A 15,201-nucleotide genomic window follows, 5' to 3' on the forward strand; every position below is an offset into this window, starting at 1 on the left:
TCCGGCGGCATGGACATGAACTTCTTACTTCGCTTCGTATTCCCGGTTCGCCCGGTCCAGCATCGCTTTCCAGTCGGCGAAATCCGTTTCTCTCGCGACGTGCCGGTCAAACAGCTCGTCGGGAATATTTTTGATTTCATCCAGGGTGTCAGCCTGGAAGCTGCCTTTTTCCAAAAACGCCTGGAAGCTGGAAAAAGCGGAATGCTTGCTCATAAACGTTTCGTGAAACAACTGATCCAACGTGACTTGGCCTTCCTGGATCGTCTTCTGGCCTTGCAATTCTTTCAGCAAATCATCAAAGGACATCGGCTTCTGCTTTCTCAGAGTACCACTCCTAAACAAGTTTTAACGATATTATAGCACACCATCCGGCCATTTGCTTGACCCGCGATTAAAAAAGGCGCCTTATGAGCGGCGCACGGGCCGACTAGGCCAGGTGCCCAACGGGCGTTCAGCCTTTTACTTGACGGCGAGCGACGACCACGTCTGCTCGAGCCATTGCTCGAAATCCGCGCCCTTCTCGCCTTCGTACGCGTCGTACACGTCAAGCCGCATCTTGCTCAGCTTGAGCTTGAACTCCTCGAACGAGTGGCCTTCCGGCAAGCTTTTTTTAATTCTCGTCAAAATTTTCGCCGTCCCTTTGATCACTTCGCCTTTCTTCTTGGGCGGAAGCTGGACCGGCTCGCCGAACGCCTGAAGCTTGCGGAAGGCGGCTTCCTGCACCTGAAAGACCGAATCGCTGCTCAACCGGTACTTGAGCACGTCGATCACTTGCTCGCTTTTCCATTGACCGAGCTGCTCGACCGCCTGCAGACGCTCCCTCCAGCTGGACGTCCGGTTGGCAGCCGCTTTCAGCTGCTCATAGTCGGGGGGCAGTGCGCTTTCCTTGACGCTTCCTTTTGCCGCGCTTTTAACAGGACTATTAACAGGAGTCTTGGCAGCACTGTTAAAAGCGCCTTTAGGGGCTGCTTTAACAGCGCCTTTGGGGGCTGCTTTAACAGCGCCTTTCGGGTCTGCTTTAACAGCTCCCCTGGGGGCTGCTTTAACGGCTCCCTTGGGGGCTGCTTTAACAGCTCCCCTGGGGGCTGCTTTAAAGCTCTCTTTAGCGACGCCTCTAGCTCCGCCTCTAACGTTCCCGTTCCCTTTGGCGCGCGCTTGTCCGCGTTCTGTTTCTTTTCGTTTATCCAACCTTGTTCCATCTCCTCTACGCTCGTGAACCCGCATTGCAAATTACGATGAATTCTACCATACCCGCGGACAATGTCAAGGTAAAGGATCGGGAACCCGTCAATGATCTTGGAAAATACGGCGGCAAATCGAGGCTGCGATGACTCTTTGCTTCTGCAATCGCGCTTAAACGCTAAAACCGCTCTATGCCGGGGATAAGCGCAGAACGGTTTCATAGCGCCTATCGGCTCGCAAACGGCTAGTTCAATCGGTGCACCATTTCATACGCGTTGCCGCAAGGGTCTTGGAAGTAGACGGCATAATAGGTCGGGCTGATCGGAAACAGCCGCGGACCGTCGGTAATCGTCCCTCCGTTGTCCCGTACAAGCGCAGCGATGCGGTCGACCTCTTCGCGGTCTTCGGCCCAGAAGCCGATCAGATTGCCGTTCGGGGTATGGCTGCGGTCTTCGGTGATGGCGAAGTAAGGCACGCTCGGCAGCTCTCCTTGAGCCGCGAACACCTTCCAACGCTCGGAGTGGTACGAGATCGTGAACCCCAGAGCGTGAAGCAGCTTCTCGTAAAACAGGCTGACCTTCTCCCAATCGTCGACCCGCAGATCGATATGGCTGAATTTGTTCATCGAACAGCCTCCTTGCGGTTTTGAATGGCGGTCAGCACATCGTCCCAGAATCGCTTCATAATGTCTCTCATGTAGACGTCCTCCAGCATTTCCTGGTGAAGCGCGATGGTCGTTTTGCCCGATTTGGCGGCCAGCACATAAAGTTGCAGCCGCGACGGCTCGTCCCATTCCGGACGTTTCCACGTCATCCGCAGCTTCCGCAAAGGCTCGACGACGGTGATTTTACCGGACACGCCTTCCTTCGATTCAAACGAATGCCCTACCTGCAAAGGAAGCGAGTCCATCGTCCCGATCCATAGCGCTAAGCCCTCCGGCGACAACAGAAGCTGCCATGCTTCCGCTACGCTCATCGCCACCGTCTTGCGAACCCCGATCTGCACGCCGGCATCCTTCGTCACCCCGGTGGGCGTGCGGCCCATCAACTGCCCGTACATCGTCGCCAGCCATTCCGCCCATTCCGCCGAAACCCGACGCTCGTCGATCAGATGATTGCGGATTTGCTCGTGAGACCATAGCGGTCCGACCGTCTTCCCCAGCTCCGCGGCCCAATGCTCCCACGTGCTTCCCGTCGCTTCCCGTACCGCCTGTTTAAACTGAGAACCCGGCATTTCGTTGCCTCCTCATCGGTTATGACATTCATTATATAACCGAAACCCTGACAAAACAGGCCAGCGTTTCTACAGGTCCGCCCGATAATAATCGAGCAGCGACGCGGCGATATCGGCCAAGCAAGCTTGCAGCTCCCGCGGTTCGCAAACCCGGATCGTTCCTCCGAAGGAAAGCAAATAATACGGCATCTGCGTATAAAGCTGCGCTTCCTCCATGCGAAAATGGGCGCTGCCCGCCGTCCGCTCCACCAGGGCATGCCCCCATAGCCAATGTGCGGCTATATCATCCAACGCTTGCGGACTCCCCTCGATACGCACCGAGACGAGCCGGTCCTCCTCCTCCGAGCCCGCTTCGGGCAGCAGCCCGTCCAGCAGAAAGGCGCGGGCGGAAAACTGCGGCGGCCGCCGGAATTCCAGCTCCGTGTCCCCGATGCTTCCCATACGGTCGACGCGGAAGCTGCGTATCGCCTCCCTCAACCGGCAATACCCGACGACATACCATTTGCTTTTCCAATAGACGAGTCCGTACGGATCGATAGTACGCTCGCGCAGCGGGCCGTCGTAACCGCTGCGGTAGCCGATAACGAGGCTCGTCTGCCGCTCGACGGCGCTATCGATCCGGGACAGCATCTCCGCAAGCGCGGGGGCGGTCGGCGGATGGATCGCCTCCATACTGGTTTCCTGACGCTCCAGCGCTTCAAGCTGGCGGGGATTCGAATATCGCTTGATTTTGGCGACGGCCCTTTCGAGCGCCTCCAAGTCCGGGTAACCGGCCTCACGCGCGAACGCCGCCGCCTGCACGAGCGATTTTTGCTCATCGAGGTCAAAAAACAGCGGTTCCAGCTTGACCGAATCGGGAATGGAGTATCCGCCGTCTCTGCCCGGTTCGGCGACGATCGGCACCCCACTAACGCACAGCGCGTCAATATTGCGGTAAACGGTGCGGATATGCAGCTCCAGCTCCTCTGCCAACTCCCGGGCCGTCACCCTCCCCCGCGATTTCAGCAGCCATAATATTGCGAGCATATTGTCCGCTTTCGCCATCGTTTCTCGGCACCTCCCCAACATAAGCCGTCAAGCCGTTTTCTTCTAGGATACCGCGTTGCCCCGTCGACAGCTTGTGCTTGTCCCACGTGAGTCGGACTTCTCAGGCTTTGGCAAGCGCGGCGATATCGACGTTTTCCAGAACCGGCTTTTCGTAGCCCCGGCCGACGGTATGTATCATCGCCAGCCCCAGCTCGCGCAAGGAAATGACATACCGCGGCATAAACCGGCGCAGCGCGGGGTACATCCACATGAACGCCTTGTAATAACCGTGCGTGTTGCGAAGCCCTGGCGTAGGGTGGATATAGCCCGGCCGAAACATATACGCTCCTCCGAAAGGGAGCCGGAGAAGTTTGTTCTCCGTCCTGCCCTTGACCCGCGCCCACATGCTTCTGCCGCGCTCGGTACTGTCCGTGCCGTTTCCGGTCACATAGCAGAATACCATCCCGGGATTCAACCCGCATAGCAGTTCCGCCACGGAAACGGTTAAATCGTACGTAACCCGGGTGTACGCCTCTTCCGTCATCCCCACCGACGAGACGCCCAGGCAGAAGAAGCACGCATTGTAGCCGCTCAGACGCGCGGCCGCAGCCGATAGATCGAATAAATCCGGCTGGACATGCTCCTCCAGCTTCGGATGGGTTACCCCGCACGGCTTGCGGCCGAGCACGAGCACCCGCTCCACATCGGGATGCCGCAAACATTCGTGTAATACCCCTTCTCCCACCATCCCCGTCACGCCCGTTACGATGACGCGGATTTTCTTCTTCTCCTGCCCGTCAGAAGCCATGTCCATCCCCGTTTCCCCGCTTTCTTAATCGCTTATCGCGTCCTTGTCTCCTTTCATCATATACGATCATAGGTTTCGTGCAAAATGATTCCGATTTTCGGCCTCGGCAAGCTATTTGAACACCTTCCCGTATTCGACGTTCGCTTTATGAAAATCGTCCAGTCGGCCGATATCGAGCCAATATTCGCGAATGGGGAAGGCGCAGGCGGGCAGCTTGTTGTCGATCAGCCGTTCGAACAGGGCGGGCATGTCATAATAGCTGTCCGTGGGAATCAGCCCTAGGACGGAAGGCTCCAGCACGTAGATGCCGGCACTGACCAGCGAGCGCCGCACCGGCTTCTCTTCAATGGAAAGAAGCCGCTGCCGGTCGACATGGACGACGCCGTACGGGATCTGATAGTCGAACTCGCGCACGCCCATCGTGCCGACGGCCTGCGCCTCCTCGTGAAAGTCGAGCAGCCGACTGACGTTGACCTTCGTCAGCAGGTCGCCGTTCATGACGATAAACGGCTCGGCCGGCCTCTCCGTGATCAGGCTTAACGCGCCGGCCGTGCCGAGCGGCTTCTCCTCGACGATATACCGGATCGTCGCCCCCCAGCGGGAGCCGTCGCCGAAATAGTTCTGGATCATATCCGGCTTGTAGTGCACCGATATATAGAAACGAGAAAGTCCGCAATCGAGAAAGTGCTGCATGATCGTTTCCAGAATAGGCTTCTCCCCGACCTTCAGCAAGGGCTTCGGGCAATGATCGGTAAGGGGGCGCAGCCTCCGGCCGAGCCCTCCGGCCATCAGCACGACCCAATTCGTTCTCGGCGCTTCGCCATGAAGGAAGCCGTCGATCGTTTCCAGTCCGATCAATCGCCCCGCTTCGTCGACAATCGGGATTTGCCGGATTTTTTTCATTTTCATCGTCTGCAGCAGGCTGTCCTTTCCCTCGCTCGCTTCGGAGACGACCGGGCTTGCATTCATGATGTGGCTGACCGGGTCGTGCATGGACAGCCCCTTCAGCATGCCGCGGCGTATATCTCCGTCGGTAACGGTGCCGAGCAGCTTCATCTGCGCGTCGACCACCAGCGCGATCTGCCGCGCATTGTCGTCGATCACGCGAATCGTTTGATGAATGGTGGCATCCGGCGCAACAAGCAGCTTCGACCAAAAACCGTTCATGATAGCGCCCCTTCCGTTACAAAGTCAGAGCCGATCTCGGCAAGCACCGCGGTCCCTTAAGGCGTAAAGCTGATCGAACGATACGCCGCCTGCTGCGCTGAAGGCACGATTCGTTCTCGAATACCGTGCAAGGCCTGTCTTCATCGTACGGACAGACCGGGCCATCGCGGTTACCGGACGACTTCGTCTTGCGCATAATCCCGTTCCGCCCGCTTGCCGATCCAGTCCCAATACCAGATCGGCGCAATGCCCGTCCCCGGGCGCTTGACGGTCAGATTGCGCTCCGTAAATATTTCGCCCCGGCGAATGGAGGCGGCGGCGACAAGGCTCTTGCGGGCCATTTCCCGGTTGCTCCGCTCGGACTCCGCAGCCAGCTTGCGGGGCGTGCCCAGCGCCGACTCGACTTGACGAATGGCGATTATCATGTCCCGAAGCTCGTTCGGCTCCAGAGAAGCTTGATGATCCGGTCCGGGCAGCTGCCGGTTCAGCGTCATATGCTTCTCGATCAACGAGGCTCCCCGCGCCACGGCGGCGATCGAGACGGCAATGCCTGGCGTATGGTCGGAATAGCCGACCTCCAGCCCGAACGCCGATCGGAGCGTATCGATAGCTCTCAGGTTGACGTCCCTAATCGGGGACGGATACTCCGTCGTACAGTGCAGCAGCCGTACGTTGTCGCGAAGCGCCGACTGTCCTTCGTCGCTTTCGTACGCCTTGCGGAAAGCCTCGACAGATGGCTTGTCGGGCAGGTTCATATAGCCGAAGGCCAGCACGCTCAGTGCGCTTTCGATATCGGAAAGAGTGCTCATGCCAGTTGATGCAATGACCGGCTTTCCCATAGAGGCAATGGTGTACAGAAGCGGGGCGTTCGTCAGATCGCCGGACGATATTTTCAAGCGCCGGAGATTGAACCGCACAGCGAGCAGTTTGGCGCTGTCGGGGTCGAATGGAGTGGAAAGAAACTCGATTCCTTTACGGGCGCACCGGTCGATCAACGCCTCATGCATCCGTTCCGTCAGCTCCAGCCGCTTCAGCATCTCCAGCTGGGACTGCTGCGGAGCGGTCGTCTTCATCTGGTAAGCCGCTTTCGGAGCGTGTCGGCTTGCCAGCTTCTCCGCCCGGAACGTCTGAAACTTCACCGCATCGGCCCCGCACTCCCGCGCGGCGTCGACCAGCTCCAGCGCCATCTCGAGCGAGCCGTTATGGTTGACGCCCGCTTCGGCGATCACGAACGTTTTGCCGCTCATGATCCGTTCACCTCGAAAAACCGCTTTTTCAAAAGCCGCTTCGGATCGTCCACGCTTCTGAGCACATTGACGATGCGCGCCGAGCTGTCCCCGTCTCCGTACGGGTTTCGGACGCGCGAGCAGTCTTTGTTCCAAGCCGCCGATATCGCTGCGGCAATCGCTCCGCGCTCGGGCGGACAGTTGATGACGGATTCGGCTTGCAGCCTCCCCTTCTGACGGTCACCGATATTGACCGTCGGCTTCCGGAATGACGGGGCCTCGTACAAGCCGCTGGAGGAGTTGCCTACGACGGCGTCCGCATGGGACATGGCGCTCAAGTAATTCAGTTGGCCCATCGAGACGAACGATTTGGCGTTGGGCCGGTCGCCCACGAACGCGTCGATCATCTCAATAAGGATGCGGCCGTCCGTATCCGAATTCGGCTTGGTTATCAAGAGCCCCACCTCCCCGCCCAGACCGTTCAGCGCCTCGAGCAGCTCTTGGAATTGCCCGGAGGCGGACGAGCCGTCCAGCGTGGCGGGATGGAACGTAACTAGCAGATTGCGCTCCAGCAGCCGGAATTTCAGTGCCTCCTCCAGCTCCGCCTTGCCGAGCAGAGGGCGTTTCTGCAAAAAGTCCAGTCCCGGGCTTCCGACATTGAACACATAGTCGGGGTTCTCTCCCATCTGCTTCACCCGGTTCGCCGAGCCTTCGTTGGTAACAAAATGGATGTGCGACATTTTGGTGATGCTATGGCGGATCGCCTCGTCGATCGCGCCCTCGGTCGTGTCGCCTCCGGCAATATGGGCGATCGGAATATTGGCGACCATCGCCGCCTGCGCCGCGGCCAGCAGCTCGTACCTGTCGCCAAGCAGGACGAGCAGCTCGGGCTGCAGCCGACGCAGAGCATCGGCAAAGCCGATCGTGCACAGTCCGATCGATTTGGCCACGGCAGACGGGGTATCCCCGGACAGCAGCATTTCCACCTTCTCGTCGATCCGCCAGCCGTCGGCTTCGATCATCCGGTACGTCAACCCGAATTCGGGGGATAAATGCATGCCGGTGGCGATAAGCTGCAATTCCAGCTCCGCCGTCCGGCGAATTTCGTCCATGACCCAATAAAGCAGGCCGTATTCGGCCCGCGTTCCCGTTACTACGCATACTTTACGCTTTGGCATCGCCAGCCCCCAAATAAACGCTGCTCGGGATATTGATCATTCGTCTTTCCAAATTGTCCGTCACAGCGAGATCGTCCTTCGGACTATTCGCAAACATCGGCAGCTTGTGCATCGGCACCCAGGCCGGCCTGCACATGATGCCATGGGCGTTCAGCAGCTCCAGCACTTCGTCGCGCGCCGCCAGCTGCGGCTCGTCAAGCAGCAGCGTATTGAGCCAGTAGTTGCTGCGGGCGAAGCCGGGCTCCCGGAACAAGCCGACTCCCTTTATTCCGCCGAGAGCGGTCTCGTATCGGCGGGCCAGCTTACGTTTGCCCGCGACGAACGCGTCAAGCTGCTCCAGCTGCGCGCAGCCGAGAGCGGCATTGAGGTTCGGCAGCCGATAGTTGAAGCCGACCCGGTCATGCACGTACGCCCATGGGTGAGGCGTCTTCGCCGTCGTCGTCAAATGCTTGGCCTGTCTGGCGAGCTCGGCATCGTTCGTCACGATCGCTCCGCCTCCGCCTGTCGTTATAATCTTGTTGCCGTTAAAGCTGAAGGCGGCCAGCTTGCCGAACGTCCCCGTATGGCGGCCTTTGTAAAAGGAGCCGAGCGACTCGGCGGCATCCTCCACCAGCTCCAGCCGGTACAAGCCGCACAGCTCGGCCAACGGGTCCAGATCGACCGGATGTCCGAACGTATGCATCGGCACAACCGCCTTGATCCGGCGTCCCGTCTGTTTGTTATAGCAATATCCATATGCGACCTCGGCGATTTCGTGCAAGTACCGCCGCAGCTTATGCGGGTCCAGCCCCAGGGTGGCGTATTCGACATCGGCAAAATGCGGTACCGCACCGCAGTACCGCACCGCATTGGCGGTGGCGACGAACGTCAGCGACGGGACGATCACCTCGTCGTCGGGCTGCACCCCGGCCAGTATCAGGGCAATATGCAGCGCGGCCGTGCCGGTGGAGACCGCTACCGCATAGGACGCCCCCGTATAGTCGGCCAGCCGCTCCTCGAATCGATCGACGAAGCGTCCTGCCGACGATACCCAGCCGGTATCGAGACATTCCTTGACATACGCCCACTCGTTGCCGGAAAACCGGGGCTCGTGCAAAGCGATTGTCTCCTTCGAGTCGGGGAGTGCCGATTGAAGGGCGACGAGCAGTGCCTCGGGACGAAGCCGCCTGCTCATACGTTGTAACGGTCCGCCTTGTAGGCGGCGAGGCGGGCCGGATCGGCGAACCAATCGATCGTCTCCTTCAGCCCTCGCTCCAGGCCGTCGCGTCCGCCGTAAGCCGGCTCCCAGCCGAGCAGCCGCTTCGCCTTCGCGGGGTCCGCCCAGAGCCGCTCGACCTCGCTTTTCTCCGGGCGCAGCCGCGCTTGCTCCGTCTCGATTACCAATTCCGCCCCCATCAACCGGGCGATCAGCGCCGCCGTATCGCCGACCGAGCATTCGTAACCGGAGCCGAGCTGGACGACCTCCCCTACGGCGTTCGCCGATTCCGCCGCGGCGATAAAGCCGTTCACGGTGTCGGCGACATAGGTGAAGTCGCGCGTAGGATGGAGCGAGCCGAGCTTGACTTCGCGCCGGCCGCTTGCGATCTGCGCAATAACGGAAGGGATGACAGCGCGGGCCGACTGGCGAGGACCGTACGTATTGAACGGGCGGACGATCGCGACCGGTGTCCCGAACGACTCGTGGAACGACATCGCCAGCTGATCCGCGCCGATCTTCGATGCCGCGTAAGGTGACTGGCCATGCAGCGGATGCTCCTCGGTAATCGGGACATAGCGGGCGGTTCCGTATACTTCGCTTGTCGACGTGTGAATCACGCGGGACATCCCCAGCTCCCGTGCGGCCTGAACGACGTGGAGGGTGCCTTTTATATTCGTGTCGACGTACGATTCCGGGGAACGGTACGAATACGGAATGGCGATCAAGGCGGCCAGATGAAAGACGATATCACAGCCCGTCAAAGCGGCCTTCACGCCGTACGCATCGCGGATATCCCCAGCGACAACGTCCAGACCGTCGCGGATGTCCGGCGGCAATTGATCGAGCCAGCCCCAGGAATTGAACGAATTGTACATGACGAACGCGCGGACGTCATGGCCGCTCCGGACCAGCCGTTCCGTCAAGTGGGAGCCGATAAAGCCGTCGGCGCCGGTTACCGCTATTTTTTTACCGGTCAGTCCCAAGCTCTTCCCCTCCTTCGGGCTTCCTGCTTGCATGAGCATTAGGGCGTATCTCGTCATATGTATGCGCAACGGCTTGACCGCCATGCCGGCCTCAAAGTTGAACACAATGCAAAAAAGCGCCGTACACGACGACGCTTCTCCATTCCGCGCAAACTTGCAGTCTTCCCGCCCGGCCCCGCGCCAATCAATAGGCGGAAACCCCGAGCTTGCGGATCGTTTCTTCGATAAAATACGATTCGTCGTCCGGTCCCCGCGACGTGATCAAATTATCGTCCACCACAACGGGCTTGTCGGAGTAGACGCCGCCCTCCTTGGCGATCTCCTCGGCCACCCCGGCATACGAGGTGAAATGGCGGCCCTGCGCCAGCCCGGCCTTGGACAGCAGCAGCGGGCCGTGACAGATGGCGGATATCGTAATGCCCTTCTCGTTGGCATCCCGAAGAAAATCCAGCACAGCTTCATTCTCCATCAGCTTCTCCGGCGACTGTCCGCCCGGAATGACGACGGCCCGGTAATCGTCCGGATTCGCCTCGTCTATGGACAGATGCGTCGTATAGGCGATCGTTCCTTTTTTGCCGCGAAGCTCGGCTTCCTTCTCCAGCCCGATAATGACGGCCGCATTGCCGTTTCGGGTAATCGCCTCGTAAGGGTTTTTCATCTCCGAATCCTCATAGCCGTCCGCCAGCAAAAACGCGACTTTCTCTTGATTTTTTTTCATGTTGGCCACGTCCTCTCGTTTGATCGACTTGTCCTTCTATTAACCGCCCTGCGGCAAAGTTAAACGGGGTGCCTCGCCATACGGAGAGAATACATGGCGCAGCGGGTCCTCGCCTCCTTCCTCCGGCGCTATGCGAAGCGGCACCCGGACCGTCAACGCCAGCCCGTGCGGATCCGCGCGCGGATCGCGAACGTAGCCCTGCGGACATTATGCTTTATACGATCGAACATATGGGGTTGTACGCTCTGTTATGGGGCGCGAAAACAAGACGCGATGCCGCCAGGACGTCCCGCTCTTTTTGTTGAATAGGGGTAAAAAAGTTCGCCATGGGAAACATATGGAGGAAGCTTGAGAGACACTGCTCGATTTCGGTATTAGGGAGGGTTGCGGATGACGCTGCTGTATGCCATTGCATTGCTGTTCGGGGGATTGTTGGCGGTCAATGCGGTTATCGCTTACCAGAGCCAGCATATCGATCCGGCGTTTTGGACCACATTCTGGTATCAGTTGAAATGGCTGCCCGTGTTGTTTGCCGCTAATATCATGATCGGCTACGGGGTCAAATTTACGTATAAAATGTTCGGCAACATGACCTTTGCCCTTACGTTCTCCAAAGGGATCGAAATTCTGGTTTGCGTGGGAATCGGGTTTATGTTTCTGAGGGAAGTGCCGAATTGGAAAACATGGATCGGCTTGACCGTGATCATAGCCGGCTTCTGGATTTCTCGGCTGAAGTGAGCGGACGTTTACGCACGCACGGTAACTTCTCATCGTGCGAGTCGCCATGGCGCAACGGACTTGTACGACATTTGCCGATACGCCATGGCTCCAATGAACTTATCGTCGTCTCCTCTCGCAACAGCGGACTTGCGCATTTGGCCGACCCGCAGCCTTGCGTCACAACGCTCCTTTTTTGCGGTTCCTGAGAACAACAAACACGACAACCGCCGCGGCAACCGCGACTCCCGCAAGCACGCCGTAACGGTAAATCAAGGCGCCCGCAGTCTGGATGCTTGCCCCAGCAAAGCGACCCAGGACGAAGAATACCGCCGTCCAGACAAATCCGGCCGTATAGGAATAAAGCGCATAGCGGCGAAACGTCATGCTGCCTATGCCGACCAGGTAAGGGACGATATGCCTGACGACGGGCAGGAAATAGCTCAGGCTCAAAGCGAAGTTTCCGTATTTGCGAATGAGATTTTCGGCAATTTTCAAATATTTTTCAAAGTTTTTCTTCCGTTTGAGCCTATCGATCGCGGTCGCCCCCAGAAATCTGCCCACAAAAAAACCGAGCGATAAACCGGAAATAACGCCCAAATACGTCACCAGGAAAGCGAGACCCGGGTGAAACAGTCCGGTGCTGCTGGCCGCTCCCCCGGTCATCACGATCACTTCGTCCGGAATCGGCAGCCCGACGATGCCGAGCCATAGCGCAAAAAACAAGGCCGCATAACCGTATTCAGAGATGAATTGCAGCAGAGTCTCGACGTTCATTCGTGTCGGGCCCTCTTTCGGCATATGTACACGAAAGCTGGCGGGACGTTCATCGGCACGAACCGGATGCGTTCTACATCGAACAAACGCTCCAAATGCTTTTTCATCTGCAACGTATACTGGAAAGCGATAAAATAGCCGCCCGGCCTAAGCGCTTCGGTAATTTGCGACATCAGCTTATCGCGCAGCTCTTCCGAGAAATTGAAGAACGGCAGCCCGCTGATCACGCAGTCCAGATGATGCACCCCGTTCATCCGGATGATTTCGGTTAGCTCGCGTGCATTGGGATAGCTTAAAAAGGCAGGGTACTTCTCTAGCAGATCGCTCAGCATCCGTTCGTCTTTTTCGAACAGAAACACTTTGGCCGAACGAGTCGCATTGGCCTGGATGAAGCGCGTAATGGACCCGGTACCCGATCCGAGCTCCGCTAAGGCGCTGATCTCGCTCCAGGGCACGGAACGGACCATCTCATTCGCCAGGAATGGCGAACTCGGCACGATGCTGCCGATTTGCTTAGGATTTTGGATAAATTTCTTCAAAAATAATAGGTGAGAATCCAAAGCCACGACTCGCTACTCCCTTTCCCTTATGGCTAAAGCCAATTTGCTTCATCCGGTAACCATGACACCGCTTTCTTGATTCATGCTATTAGTATAGCACAGACTGGCTCTTCTTACTTTGGACTAGCGGAGAGTTTTTCATCCCGACTTAAGTCTAATAAAAAACAAGCCTCCCGCTGAGACGGGGGACTTGTTAAGGATGATATTGCAGAAGCGGGACAAGCGCAAGGAACGGCTCATAAAAATGGATGCGGATGCGGGTTGAGCTGCCCGGCGGCGATTGGCTTCTTCCGGTAGCCGAGCCGCACCGGCACGCTGTACAGCCGCTCCAGCCCGGTCAAGCGGGTCAGATGGTGGCCGAACGTCATCGGCAGCATGCCAGGTATCAGCACCTTCACGCAAGACAGACCATTTCGGGCAATTTCCGGGGCCGTTTGGTCGACGACGACGACTTCAAGGTTCAATTGGCGAAACGTACGCAGCAGGTCTCGCAGATCGTCGGTCAGATCGGTATGCGCCGCAGCCGGCCGGGTGCCGAATCTTTCCTGAAACGACTTCGGCGCGCGCGCCGGATGCAGGAGAAAGTCCAACCGCTCCTCGCATTGCGGCAAGCCGTACAGCATGACGTGGTCCTCCATCCGCTGCACGAGCGACGGATCGGCGTACATGAGCTCGGCATCGGCTCGCGCTTCCCCGAACGCTCCTCGCAGCATATGCAGCATCCCGGCCAACTCGTGGACGGCGCTTTTGGCCGCACGAGCCGGATCAAGGTGGGCTCCGGCCGCGCAGAGCAGATTCAGGCTGCCCGGGACTGCGCTTCTCGCCAGCGCCCAGATCGCCGGAATGCCGTTCTCCATCGTCATATCGAACAGTTGCACCTCGTAGCCGAACACCGCCCGCACTTTATACAGCATCAGCTCCAGCTCCGGATCGCCGGCCGTGCCCGGGTTCAGACGGGGAACGGGCAGGCGGGCATACCAGGTCATCAGGAAAGCGTCGCGCTCTGCCACCTCCAATATCCCGTGCAGGATGGCTTCTTCCATGCTTCCGCCCAATGCGCATCCGTTGGAGCCTTCCCGGACGAAGTTGCCTCCAAAGCCGGAGCTGTAGTAAGCGAGCAGCTCCGGCACGAGAATCGGGCGCTCCTGCCGAAACGAGTACCCCCACACCCAATCGATCGGCTCGTCGGGGTCGAACGGCTCGAACGGAAAATCAGGCCGGTCGTACTGCTCTTGCGCATACAAGCCTGCCCGCACCGGATCGAGAGCCAGTGCGCCCAGACGATTAAAGCTGTCGGTGACAACGGTCCGTTTGCCGCGCGGAAGTTGCCCGCAATACCGTTCCAGCGCCTCTAGCGCAGCGGTCGCATAGCTTTCCGTATAACGATGGCTCCGGCCTGCCGTTATTTCGTTCCCGAAGGCGAACGACGGCACATTCATGTTCACCGACGCGAACGGCGCCATAAGGTCTGCCTGCTCGGCGTTAATCAAACCAGTCCGGGCATCCCGGTACTGCCCGAGCGCGGCTTCGATATCCTTCAACGGGCGGAAGCGGTATTGGCCGACGCCCGCCTTCGGTCTCGGCTGCAAGCGGATTCGGGCGGCCTCCGCGCTGTCGTCGGGCTGCGTTCCGCATAACGAACATGACGGGTCCGGCAAAAAAGTATGAAGCGAGCTTCTCAGCGTATGCAGATCGACCGCATACAACCGCTCCAGCAAACGGGGCCGCTCCCCCCGCAGCACCCGCCGCGCTTCCGCCGCGAGTAGACGCGCCACATGCCGGAGCCCGGCGGACGGCTCGCTTTCGACAGTGGAGTCTGCCTCCAACGAATCCAGGTCTGGCCCGGAAGGGTCCGGGTTCATCTCTTCCTGGCCGTACCCGGGGCGGGAATCGGCTATCAGGAGCCGTGTATCCGCGCACAAGGAGCAGCCGGGAGTCCCGGGGCGGACCCAAGGTCCGACCAACCCTTCACCGGAACGTACGATGCCGCGCAGCCAAGGAATCCCGCTCAGCTGCAACTGTTCCTCCGCCTCCGCGTATTCGGAGGCGTGCTCGTCGTCGTAGACGAGAACGCCCATTTGGGCAGACCGGCTTTCCGGTGCCTTATCGCCGCACAGGTCCCGCCGGACAAGGTCGGCCAGAGTGCCTTTTCCGATTACCGACACATCAGTTTTCACAGATCTCCCTCCATTCGCAGAAAAAATCCGGGCATACGTCCAATCCATTTCCCTTTCACGCTCATAAGATGGTTTTGTAGTTCAAAACAAGACAGGGTGGTGACTAGCATGTCCGGTGTAGGTGGTATTGGCGGCGGCTTCAGCTGCGGAGGATTCGGTTTTACGAGCACGGCTGTCATTTTGGTTCTGTTCATCCTTTTGGTTATCATCTCCAGAGGGTTCCTGTACTAAGCAGCGTTAAATGAAGCAGA

Annotated in this window: 17 protein-coding genes; 2 read left to right on the plus strand and 15 right to left on the minus strand. The window is 58.7% G+C overall.

The window, feature by feature from the left end:
- Nucleotides 1-24 precede the first annotated feature (24 nt).
- From ABD796_RS12490 to ABD796_RS12545, 12 genes are all read right to left on the minus strand, one after another.
- Nucleotides 25-306, minus strand: coding sequence for a hypothetical protein (locus ABD796_RS12490; protein WP_344908187.1), 282 nt, complete (start codon nt 304-306; stop codon nt 25-27).
- Between the two features lie 153 nt (nt 307-459).
- A complete protein-coding gene (locus tag ABD796_RS12495) occupies nt 460-876 on the minus strand; it encodes a HEAT repeat domain-containing protein (RefSeq protein ID WP_344908943.1) in 417 nt (138 codons plus the stop codon).
- A gap of 550 nt (nt 877-1,426) precedes the next feature.
- Nucleotides 1,427-1,807, minus strand: a complete 381-nt coding sequence (locus ABD796_RS12500) for a VOC family protein (RefSeq protein WP_344908190.1) — start codon at nt 1,805-1,807, stop codon at nt 1,427-1,429.
- Entirely contained in the window at nt 1,804-2,415 is a 612-nt protein-coding gene (locus tag ABD796_RS12505) for an SRPBCC family protein (RefSeq protein ID WP_344908193.1), read from the minus strand. The genes ABD796_RS12500 and ABD796_RS12505 overlap by 4 nt, the downstream gene beginning before the upstream one ends.
- A gap of 69 nt (nt 2,416-2,484) precedes the next feature.
- Nucleotides 2,485-3,459 (minus strand): helix-turn-helix transcriptional regulator, encoded by a 975-nt coding sequence (locus ABD796_RS12510; protein ID WP_344908196.1) that lies wholly within the window; start codon nt 3,457-3,459, stop codon nt 2,485-2,487.
- A 103-nt stretch (nt 3,460-3,562) separates the two neighbouring features.
- Nucleotides 3,563-4,255, minus strand: coding sequence for an NAD-dependent epimerase/dehydratase family protein (locus ABD796_RS12515; RefSeq protein ID WP_344908199.1), 693 nt, complete (start codon nt 4,253-4,255; stop codon nt 3,563-3,565).
- A gap of 105 nt (nt 4,256-4,360) precedes the next feature.
- Nucleotides 4,361-5,416, minus strand: coding sequence for a nucleotidyltransferase family protein (locus ABD796_RS12520; protein ID WP_344908202.1), 1,056 nt, complete (start codon nt 5,414-5,416; stop codon nt 4,361-4,363).
- A 170-nt stretch (nt 5,417-5,586) separates the two neighbouring features.
- Nucleotides 5,587-6,663, minus strand: a complete 1,077-nt coding sequence (gene neuB, locus ABD796_RS12525) for an N-acetylneuraminate synthase (protein WP_344908204.1) — start codon at nt 6,661-6,663, stop codon at nt 5,587-5,589.
- On the minus strand, nt 6,660-7,820 hold the full coding sequence (gene neuC / locus ABD796_RS12530) for a UDP-N-acetylglucosamine 2-epimerase (RefSeq protein ID WP_344908207.1): 1,161 nt from the start codon (nt 7,818-7,820) through the stop codon (nt 6,660-6,662). The genes neuB and neuC overlap by 4 nt, the downstream gene beginning before the upstream one ends.
- Complete coding sequence (locus tag ABD796_RS12535) at nt 7,807-8,994, minus strand: LegC family aminotransferase (protein WP_344908210.1); 1,188 nt, start codon at nt 8,992-8,994, stop codon at nt 7,807-7,809. Before ABD796_RS12535 ends, neuC begins: the two co-directional genes overlap by 14 nt.
- Nucleotides 8,991-10,001, minus strand: coding sequence for an NAD-dependent 4,6-dehydratase LegB (locus ABD796_RS12540; protein ID WP_344908213.1), 1,011 nt, complete (start codon nt 9,999-10,001; stop codon nt 8,991-8,993). Before ABD796_RS12540 ends, ABD796_RS12535 begins: the two co-directional genes overlap by 4 nt.
- A gap of 184 nt (nt 10,002-10,185) precedes the next feature.
- Nucleotides 10,186-10,719 carry a DJ-1/PfpI family protein gene (locus tag ABD796_RS12545; RefSeq protein WP_344908215.1) on the minus strand — a complete coding sequence of 178 codons (534 nt, stop codon included), beginning with the start codon at nt 10,717-10,719 and terminating at the stop codon, nt 10,186-10,188.
- A 390-nt stretch (nt 10,720-11,109) separates the two neighbouring features.
- Between ABD796_RS12545 and ABD796_RS12550 the strand changes: the two genes are divergently transcribed.
- The gene (locus ABD796_RS12550; RefSeq protein ID WP_344908218.1) at nt 11,110-11,457 is read left to right on the plus strand and encodes a hypothetical protein; all 348 of its coding nucleotides are present in this window, start codon (nt 11,110-11,112) and stop codon (nt 11,455-11,457) included.
- A gap of 159 nt (nt 11,458-11,616) precedes the next feature.
- Here the strand turns inward: ABD796_RS12550 and ABD796_RS12555 are convergent, their stop codons facing one another.
- The 3 genes from ABD796_RS12555 to ABD796_RS12565 all read right to left on the minus strand — a co-directional run bounded on the left by ABD796_RS12555 (nt 11,617) and on the right by ABD796_RS12565 (nt 14,950).
- Complete coding sequence (locus tag ABD796_RS12555; RefSeq protein ID WP_344908221.1) at nt 11,617-12,213, minus strand: DedA family protein; 597 nt, start codon at nt 12,211-12,213, stop codon at nt 11,617-11,619.
- On the minus strand, nt 12,210-12,779 hold the full coding sequence (locus ABD796_RS12560; RefSeq protein ID WP_344908223.1) for a class I SAM-dependent methyltransferase: 570 nt from the start codon (nt 12,777-12,779) through the stop codon (nt 12,210-12,212). Before ABD796_RS12560 ends, ABD796_RS12555 begins: the two co-directional genes overlap by 4 nt.
- Before the next feature lie 230 nt (nt 12,780-13,009).
- On the minus strand, nt 13,010-14,950 hold the full coding sequence (locus tag ABD796_RS12565; RefSeq protein ID WP_344908226.1) for a TOMM precursor leader peptide-binding protein: 1,941 nt from the start codon (nt 14,948-14,950) through the stop codon (nt 13,010-13,012).
- Between the two features lie 108 nt (nt 14,951-15,058).
- On the opposite strand from ABD796_RS12565, the gene ABD796_RS12570 reads away from it, so the two are divergent.
- Nucleotides 15,059-15,181, plus strand: a complete 123-nt coding sequence (locus tag ABD796_RS12570; protein WP_344908229.1) for a sporulation protein YjcZ — start codon at nt 15,059-15,061, stop codon at nt 15,179-15,181.
- Nucleotides 15,182-15,201: the final 20 nt, after the last annotated feature.

This window comes from Paenibacillus hodogayensis, from assembly GCF_039536325.1.
Classification (GTDB): domain Bacteria; phylum Bacillota; class Bacilli; order Paenibacillales; family NBRC-103111; genus Paenibacillus_AB; species Paenibacillus_AB hodogayensis.

Excerpts from the sequence above, each read along its gene's own strand:
- ABD796_RS12535 (WP_344908210.1), bottom strand. The coding sequence starts at position 8,994 with ATGAGCAGGCGGCTTCGTCCCGAGGCACTGCTCGTCGCCCTTCAATCG.
- ABD796_RS12545 (WP_344908215.1), bottom strand. The coding sequence starts at position 10,719 with ATGAAAAAAAATCAAGAGAAAGTCGCGTTTTTGCTGGCGGACGGCTAT.
- neuB (WP_344908204.1), bottom strand. The coding sequence starts at position 6,663 with ATGAGCGGCAAAACGTTCGTGATCGCCGAAGCGGGCGTCAACCATAAC.
- ABD796_RS12510 (WP_344908196.1), bottom strand. The coding sequence starts at position 3,459 with ATGGCGAAAGCGGACAATATGCTCGCAATATTATGGCTGCTGAAATCG.
- ABD796_RS12490 (WP_344908187.1), bottom strand. The coding sequence starts at position 306 with ATGTCCTTTGATGATTTGCTGAAAGAATTGCAAGGCCAGAAGACGATC.
- ABD796_RS12550 (WP_344908218.1), top strand. The coding sequence starts at position 11,110 with ATGACGCTGCTGTATGCCATTGCATTGCTGTTCGGGGGATTGTTGGCG.
- ABD796_RS12520 (WP_344908202.1), bottom strand. The coding sequence starts at position 5,416 with ATGAACGGTTTTTGGTCGAAGCTGCTTGTTGCGCCGGATGCCACCATT.
- ABD796_RS12555 (WP_344908221.1), bottom strand. The coding sequence starts at position 12,213 with ATGAACGTCGAGACTCTGCTGCAATTCATCTCTGAATACGGTTATGCG.
- ABD796_RS12505 (WP_344908193.1), bottom strand. The coding sequence starts at position 2,415 with ATGCCGGGTTCTCAGTTTAAACAGGCGGTACGGGAAGCGACGGGAAGC.
- ABD796_RS12570 (WP_344908229.1), top strand. The coding sequence starts at position 15,059 with ATGTCCGGTGTAGGTGGTATTGGCGGCGGCTTCAGCTGCGGAGGATTC.
- ABD796_RS12500 (WP_344908190.1), bottom strand. The coding sequence starts at position 1,807 with ATGAACAAATTCAGCCATATCGATCTGCGGGTCGACGATTGGGAGAAG.
- ABD796_RS12515 (WP_344908199.1), bottom strand. The coding sequence starts at position 4,255 with ATGGACATGGCTTCTGACGGGCAGGAGAAGAAGAAAATCCGCGTCATC.
- neuC (WP_344908207.1), bottom strand. The coding sequence starts at position 7,820 with ATGCCAAAGCGTAAAGTATGCGTAGTAACGGGAACGCGGGCCGAATAC.